This window comes from Acuticoccus kandeliae, assembly GCF_003073115.1.
In genome coordinates, this window is the sequence record NZ_QBBV01000055.1 from 1 (window position 1) to 438 (window position 438).

Sequence of the window (438 nt, forward strand, 5' to 3'; positions counted from 1 at the left end):
GGGGGCGCGGCCGGTGCGCGAGTCACTTGCCGAGCTTGCGGCGCTGCACCCGGGTCTTGCGCAGCAGCTTGCGGTGCTTCTTCTTCGACATCCGCTTGCGGCGCTTCTTGATGACCGAGCCCATGTGGGTGCTCCTCCTGTGTCGACGCAGATCGTCAGCGACCGCTCCACCGGGTGACCTCGGAGTGGGCCGCCCGCACGATCCGTGCACGTGGACACGAGGCGCGGGCCGGGCGACGCCCGCCGGAGCGGGGCGACGACGCGATGCGACCGGTGGGGGTCGGCAGCCGGTTCACCAGTCTACCCGGGCGTACCGGCCTTCACCCCACCGGGGATCAGCCCGCGTCGAAGTAGGCGTTGCGCAGGTAGTCCTCGACCGCGCGCTGCGGCACGCGGAACGAACGACCGACCCGCGCGGCGGGCAGCTCGCCGGAGTGG

General features: G+C 72.4%; 1 protein-coding gene. It reads right to left on the reverse strand.

Annotated features, from left to right (window positions below; all coding sequences use genetic code 11):
- Positions 1 to 22 precede the first annotated feature (22 nt).
- The gene (locus tag DBV35_RS29270; RefSeq protein ID WP_010241351.1) at positions 23 to 124 is read right to left on the reverse strand and encodes a 30S ribosomal protein bS22; all 102 of its coding nucleotides are present in this window, start codon (positions 122 to 124) and stop codon (positions 23 to 25) included.
- Positions 125 to 438 lie beyond the last annotated feature (314 nt).

Excerpts from the sequence above, each read along its gene's own strand:
- DBV35_RS29270 (WP_010241351.1), bottom strand. The coding sequence starts at position 124 with ATGGGCTCGGTCATCAAGAAGCGCCGCAAGCGGATGTCGAAGAAGAAG.